This is a genomic window from Helicobacter typhlonius, assembly GCF_001460635.1.
GTDB lineage: Bacteria > Campylobacterota > Campylobacteria > Campylobacterales > Helicobacteraceae > Helicobacter_C > Helicobacter_C typhlonius.
Genome location: NZ_LN907858.1, coordinates 1914262 through 1920832, shown reverse-complemented (window position 1 = coordinate 1920832; position 6571 = coordinate 1914262). Strand labels below are relative to the sequence as shown.

6 protein-coding genes and 1 tRNA gene are annotated in these 6571 nt (G+C 41.0%); 5 read left to right on the top strand and 2 right to left on the bottom strand.

Features of this window, described 5'->3' with window-relative positions; translation table 11 throughout:
- The 3 genes from BN2458_RS09545 to BN2458_RS09535 all read left to right on the top strand — a co-directional run bounded on the left by BN2458_RS09545 (position 1) and on the right by BN2458_RS09535 (position 2390).
- Positions 1-480 carry a MarR family winged helix-turn-helix transcriptional regulator gene (locus BN2458_RS09545; RefSeq protein ID WP_052082136.1) on the top strand — a complete coding sequence of 160 codons (480 nt, stop codon included), beginning with the start codon at positions 1-3 and terminating at the stop codon, positions 478-480.
- The gene (locus BN2458_RS09540) at positions 477-1133 is read left to right on the top strand and encodes a YceI family protein (protein ID WP_052082135.1); all 657 of its coding nucleotides are present in this window, start codon (positions 477-479) and stop codon (positions 1131-1133) included. The genes BN2458_RS09545 and BN2458_RS09540 overlap by 4 nt, the downstream gene beginning before the upstream one ends.
- Before the next feature lie 177 nt (positions 1134-1310).
- Complete coding sequence (locus BN2458_RS09535) at positions 1311-2390, top strand: aromatic amino acid transport family protein (protein WP_052082146.1); 1080 nt, start codon at positions 1311-1313, stop codon at positions 2388-2390.
- Positions 2391-2594: 204 nt separating this feature from the next.
- On the opposite strand, the gene BN2458_RS09530 is transcribed toward BN2458_RS09535, so the two are convergent.
- A tRNA-Phe gene (locus BN2458_RS09530) sits at positions 2595-2670 on the bottom strand.
- 117 nt (positions 2671-2787) lie between these two features.
- Positions 2788-3879: a DUF354 domain-containing protein gene (locus tag BN2458_RS09525; protein ID WP_058122099.1), complete on the bottom strand. Its 1092-nt coding sequence runs from the start codon at positions 3877-3879 to the stop codon at positions 2788-2790.
- A gap of 250 nt (positions 3880-4129) precedes the next feature.
- On the opposite strand from BN2458_RS09525, the gene thyX reads away from it, so the two are divergent.
- Together thyX and BN2458_RS09515 are read left to right on the top strand one after the other, a co-directional pair.
- On the top strand, positions 4130-4774 hold the full coding sequence (gene thyX / locus BN2458_RS09520) for an FAD-dependent thymidylate synthase (protein ID WP_034326400.1): 645 nt from the start codon (positions 4130-4132) through the stop codon (positions 4772-4774).
- A gap of 129 nt (positions 4775-4903) precedes the next feature.
- Positions 4904-6571, top strand: a complete 1668-nt coding sequence (locus BN2458_RS09515) for a 2-isopropylmalate synthase (protein WP_034326369.1) — start codon at positions 4904-4906, stop codon at positions 6569-6571.

Genomic DNA, 6571 nt, shown 5'->3' with positions numbered 1-6571 from the left:
ATGGATACACAAGATTCACAAGCAAACATCAATTGCGATATTTATCAAAATATTGGATTTCTCGCGACAAAACTGCGCTTTTGGCTCTCATCAGAGTTTGATAGACGCATAGCTCCGCTAGGTATTATCCACCCACAAGCGGGGATTTTGTGGCAATCTCATCAGCAAGCAAGCTCACAAACCAACTTGCGAGGCTCTGCACTAAGCGATAAAAACTATGTGCGTATGTATGTTGATGATTTGGAATCTAAGGGTTTAGCCACGCGTAAGCAAAACCCAAAAAATAGACGCGAAAACCTTATTGTCCTTACACCTAGCGGTAGGCAGTGCGCGGAGCAGACATATCAAATGATGAAGGAGGTGCATAATGATTTGCTTTTAGAACACATCAGCGAAGACGAGATGAAGGAGCTTCACAGGATACTGCATAAGGCAGTCATAGGACTTGAAAATAAAGAACGACAGAAAGGAAAACAATGAAAACACAAGAAAATATGCGTAAAACAAATACACAAACAGGACAAAACAAGATATGGAAAACACTCTGTTTTTCATTCGCCTTGCTACTAGCGGCAAATATGACATATGCGCAAACCCCCATGAATAAGCAAGATGCTATTGCGGTAGAATCTAACCTAAAGGCGTTGGCAGGGAGCTATAAGGTAAGCAAAGATTCTCATATTGGCTTCAAGGCGACTAAATTTGGCTTTATGTCGGTAAATGGGCATTTTAGGGAGTTTAGCGGGGATTTGAAGCTTGATAATGCTGGTAACATCACGCATTTAAGTGGCGAGATTCAAACCGCCTCTGTTTTTTCTGATAGCAAGAAACGCGATGCGCATTTGCTCGAGCCTGATTTTTTAGATGTGAAAGTCTATCCCACAAGTCGCCTTGTGATGACAAAATATGAAATGCGTGAAAATGCCAATGGCAAGATAAAGGGCAAAGTATATGCAGAGATTAATTTGCACGGCATAACGCTACCCCTTGAGCTAGATTCTACCTTGAATACACAAAATGTTGAGCTGGCACTCACCGGAATGCTTAATATCAAAGACTTTGGCATTCAAGGCTCAAAGATGAATAGTGATAAGGTGGAGATGTATATTAAAACATTATGGGAGGGCAAATAGGGCTTATGAATAAAGTTTTATGTGTCTTTGCGTAGAATGTTAAAAATCTACCTCATCGCAAAAATAACTCTCGTTTTGCAAATGTTTTAAGCCCTTTATGTTTTTTATTTTATACAATGGCACACCTCAATTATACAAAGGATTTTAGTGAAGTGGAATAGTTTTGATACGCGCTGGATGCTTTCACTCTTTGGCACAGCGGTGGGTGCGGGAATCTTATACCTGCCTATTAGGGCTGGAGGAGGCGGATTCTATCCTGTTGTGGCGATGTGTTTTATCATTTTCCCAATGGTATATCTTAGCCACCGCGCACTTTCTCGCTTTGTCTGCCAAGCTAATGGTGATGACAAAGACATCACACACGCCGCAGAAGAATATTTCGGGCGTGGGGTGAGCATATTCATTTCAATTCTCTATTTTTTTGCTATTTTTCCTATTTGCTTGGCGTATTGTGTAGGTATTACAAATACATTTGAGAGTTTTATTTATAATCAGATTCTCCCTCTTGTGAATGATCATCACCCCAGAGTTGCTCCACTTGGCACTTTAGCTGGATTCATACAAAGCATTTATTATGACCCACATAGCTATTATATCCCATTTGACTTTCTCCAACAAAGCGAATCTATATTCGTTAAGCTTGAATCTGAAAATTATGCTAATTTGCTACCATTTTGGCGAGCTGCGCTTGTATTTATTTTAGTCAGTGCCTTTATGCTCATTATGCTCTTTAGCGAAAAACTCATTACAAAAGTGTGCCAATGGCTTGTATATCCGCTTTGTGCGATTTTATTTATCTTTTCACTCTATCTCATTCCTCAATGGAATCTTGAAAGCCTAAGTGCTGTGCCTGATACGAAAGAGTTTTTAACAATCGTGTGGCTCACGCTTCCCGTGCTTGTGTTTAGCTTCAATCACTCGCCCGCTATTTCTACTTTCGCACTTAGTGTTAAGCGCGAATATGGGGCAAATGCTATTGCAAAATCAGATTCTATTCTTTTACGCACTTCAGTTATGCTTCTTGTCTTTGTGATGTTTTTTGTTTTCTCTTGTGTGCTTTCACTTAGCCCCGCAGAATTGGCTGAAGCAAGGGCGCAAAATATCCCTGTTATTGCAGCGATTCTATTCCTTATGCCAATTATTGCCATTTATACCATTTCTAAAATGAAGCAATTCCAAAACCCTGCGCTTGATGCGTTTGTGTTTATCACCGGGCTTTTAACCATCTTTACCGTGGTATATAAGCTCATAGGCTAAGTTTAGATTCTGGCTCAAGCTCTCCTGCAGAGCCTAAATCCTAGCCAAAATACATTACCTTTCAGGTTGCTAGAAAAGAGTAGGCAACAAAAAATCAACTAACATCAAGCCCCATATTCAAATAAAAAAATAAAAGCTGAAAGTAACTCTATTTGTTTGTGTAGTTTTTGAAAATAATAAAGACAATGAAAGGAAATCAAGTGGTGGTGGCTCGAGGCGGAATCGAACCACCGACACGGAGATTTTCAGTCTCCTGCTCTACCGACTGAGCTATCGAGCCTTAAATACAAAAACAAGTAAGCGCGGATTCTATACAAAAGCTTTTAAAACTTGGCTTAAACCACATAGAATTGTGCAAGATTTTAAAAGTTTTTAGAATCTCCCACAAAGCCATTGGCTACTCCAACAACGCGCGTATATCTGCTAGAATATCGCTCACATCTAGCCCATTTGGCGCAAAGAGGTCATCTCGTTTTTGATGCGCTTTGGGGTTAGAGAGTATCTTTAAAGCAAGGTCGAACACCTGCTCGGCGGATTTTGCGTGGTGCATTAGCTTAGATTCTAAAAGAAAACTATCGTGAAAAAGCAAAAGTGAGCGCGTAGAAATCACGGGAATCCCCAAATAACACGCCTCAAGATTCATTGTCCCGCCGCCACCGATAAGCAAGTCTATAAATGGATAAAACGCCTTTGGCTGAAGCTTTTCTGTGAGTATGCGCACATTTTTATACGCACCAAAGGCAGATTTTAGCTCATTGCTCCCATAACGCGGCATAAGCAAGATATTCGCCTGTGCGCTTAGTAGTTCTATACTTTCATATATAATAGGCAATTTTTTCTTCACATAATGCGCCATATACTCCTCCTCACGCACAAGCACGAGAGGTAGATTCTGATTTAAATCATACTCACGCATAAATGCCACTCTCTGCATAGAATCCCGCGCAAATTCAGGCACATCTTGCAACCATAGTGCAACATCGATAAAATCGTAAGCCTTGACTTGCGAGGGTGCTAGCCCCAAACTCGTGTAGCATATCTCTGGAACGACAAAAGGGCGAAAAACAAGGCGGGAGAGTGGCAGGGTGAGGCGGGAAAGAATGGTAAGATTCTGTGCGCTAAAGGTATTACCAGCCACGGGCGTATCGGCAAAATGCACCACAGGTATGCCTAACCCAAAGGCGCATTGCACACCATCGACACTTGCCCCAGTGATGAAAAGTTTAGGCGTTTGTCCCAATCTCTTAAAAAGTGCTAAGAATCCACTCTGTCTCTGCAAACGAGATTCAAACTTGCCAAGTCTGCTTTCACCCCCATAACCGCCGATTTCATAGGCTTGTATGCCAAAAAGTGTTAAGAGTCTAGCGCATTCATCATAATCTGCGCTTCTACGCGTGGTGATAATGAGTGTATCAAGCAACTGCAGCTGTGGGATAAAGGACTTAAAAAACATCACATATTTGGGGTCGATAATATCAAGCCAAATCATTTTGCCTCCTTAGGTTTTAAATCTTAAAGCCTTGTTTAGAATCTTGTATTGTATAGGCTTTGTCTAAAAATCACATATACCACTTTTGTTTCGCTTTGAAAATCTACACAAAACCCGCTCACTTGCTTTTATCACAACCCTTACTATGCCGAAGCGTTACGCGGACATAAGGTTTATTAGCGCATTTTGTGTATCATTCTATACCAAATCACTAAGAGGAGAGGTAATGGGAGAGCAAAAAAATACCAAGATGTGCATTAGTCTTTTGCATTATACACCCTTACATATTTGTAGCCACGCTATACGCACCTGTTGGCAGAGCTTTGAAAAGGGCGATAATGGCGGGGAAAAAGATAAAGAGCTCATCAATAGGGTGGGAAATAAATTTAAGCACACAAGCACCTTGGAACATTTGTATTATAATTTTTACATTCAGGGCATTTCGCGTGCGTGTTTGCAGGAGTTAGCGCGTCATCGTATGGCAAGTTTTAGTGTAAAGTCCTCGCGCTACACACTAAAAGAGCTAAAAAATCTCCCTAGCTTTCTCCCCATAAATGCCGAGAATCTTGCTCGAGCAGAAGAATTTGTCGTTTTTACACAAAACGAGCAGGTCAATCACGCTTCGCTTCGTGCCCTTGAATCTTTGCGCGAGATTTTATGTAACAATATTAGCAGCGATATAGCAAAGTTTGCTATGCCAGAATCCTATCGCACCGAGCTAAGCTTTAGCATTAATGCAAGGAGTCTGCAAAATCTCCTCTCACTTCGCACTTCAAAGTCTGCGCTATGGGAGATTCGCAATTTAGCCCTTGCTCTTTTTAACGCACTCCCAGCAGAGCAGCGATTTATTTTCGAGCATTGTATCAGCACAGAAAATGCGGAAAAAGATGCTTAAGATTCCATCATTTTTGGTAATTTTTCGCTAAAAAGATAAAAATCTATCCCTTAATAGATAATTTTTATCATTTGTGTAATTTTTGTTGTTAAAATCATAAGGTTTTACAACATATTTTTAGGAGTTTTTATGAGCAGTCATACCAAATACAAACGTGGCTATTTTATGCCACCAAAGCCCTCTTTAGAATGGAGCAAAAAAGAATATATAGAATCCGCACCCTTGTGGTGCAGCGTGGATTTGCGCGATGGCAATCAAGCCCTTATCACTCCTATGAGCCTAGAAGAAAAAATCACATTTTTTAAGCTCCTGCTCCAAGTTGGCTTTAAAGATATTGAAGTAGGATTCCCCGCAGCAAGCGAAACCGAATACCGCTTTTTACGCACACTCATTGAAGAGAATCTTATCCCTAGCGATGTGCGGGTGCAGGTGCTTACCCAAGCAAGAGAGCATATTATCAAAAAAACTTTTGAAAGCCTAGAGGGCTGTCAAAATGCGGTTGTGCATTTTTATAATTCCACTTCTTACGCTCAAAGGGAGCAAGTCTTTAAAAAAAGCAAAGAGGATATTAAAAAGATCGCCCTTGATGGCGCACACGCATTGCAATCTTATGCCAAAAGCACAAAGGGCAATTTTGCCTTTGAATATTCGCCAGAGAGCTTTAGCGGGACAGAGGTTGATTACGCACTTGAAGTGTGTAATGAAGTCATTGATGTGTTTAAACCCACAAAAGAGCAAAAGTTTATTGTGAATCTCCCCGCAACGGTTGAGATGAGTTTGCCCCATATCTATGCAAGTCAAGTAGAATATATGTCAAAACATCTTAAAAATAGAGAAAATGTGCTTATTTCTTTGCACCCGCATAATGATAGAGGTTGCGCCGTGGCGAGTGCGGAGCTTGGGCTTTTGGCAGGTGCGGATAGAATTGAGGGGACATTATTTGGTAATGGCGAGCGCACCGGCAATGTGGATATTATCACACTTGCTATGAATCTTCACACGCACGGCGTCAATCCCAACCTTGATTTTAGCAATATCCCCGCTATTTGTGATGTGTATGAGAGTGTTACCAAAATGCAAGTATATGAGCGACAACCATATTCAGGCAAACTTGTCTTTGCGGCGTTTTCAGGCTCACATCAAGACGCTATCGCTAAGGGTATGGCTTACCACGCAGAGCATAATCGTGGCACTTGGAGTGTGCCATACTTGCCTATTGACCCAAAAGATGTAGGACGCGTGTATGAAAGCGATGTGATACGCATTAATTCTCAAAGTGGCAAGGGCGGGATAGCCTATATTTTGCACGAACATTATGGCGTGAGCTTGCCCGCAGCATTTAAAGAGAGCTTTTCATATTATGTGAAAAATATTTCGGATAACGCCCATAAAGAGCTAAGCCCCAAAGAAATTTGCGATATTTTTGAAAGGGATTTTGTGAATCTAGACACGCCTTTAAATATGCAAGATTGCCGCTTTGAACACACACAAGATTCTTTTAGTGCGCAGCTTAATATCACGCATAATGGCACACCAAAGGAGATTAGCGGTCGTGGTAATGGACGCCTTGATAGCATAGCAAATGCGCTAAGGGAAAATCTTGGGCTTGTCTTTGAAATAATTGACTATAATGAACACGCACTCAAAAAAGGTTCAAATGCAAGTGCGATTTGCTATGTGCAAATAGAATCACAGGGTAAAATGCACTTTGGCGTAGGTATCCATAGCGATATTATTATGGCAAGTGTGTATGGGCTTATAAGTGCCATTAACAACACATTCAACACAAAGGATTGA

Coding starts and splice junctions, on each gene's coding strand:
- BN2458_RS09525 (WP_058122099.1), bottom strand. CDS start 3,879: ATGATTTGGCTTGATATTATCGACCCCAAATATGTGATGTTTTTTAAG.
- BN2458_RS09540 (WP_052082135.1), top strand. CDS start 477: ATGAAAACACAAGAAAATATGCGTAAAACAAATACACAAACAGGACAA.
- BN2458_RS09545 (WP_052082136.1), top strand. CDS start 1: ATGGATACACAAGATTCACAAGCAAACATCAATTGCGATATTTATCAA.
- thyX (WP_034326400.1), top strand. CDS start 4,130: ATGTGCATTAGTCTTTTGCATTATACACCCTTACATATTTGTAGCCAC.
- BN2458_RS09515 (WP_034326369.1), top strand. CDS start 4,904: ATGAGCAGTCATACCAAATACAAACGTGGCTATTTTATGCCACCAAAG.
- BN2458_RS09535 (WP_052082146.1), top strand. CDS start 1,311: ATGCTTTCACTCTTTGGCACAGCGGTGGGTGCGGGAATCTTATACCTG.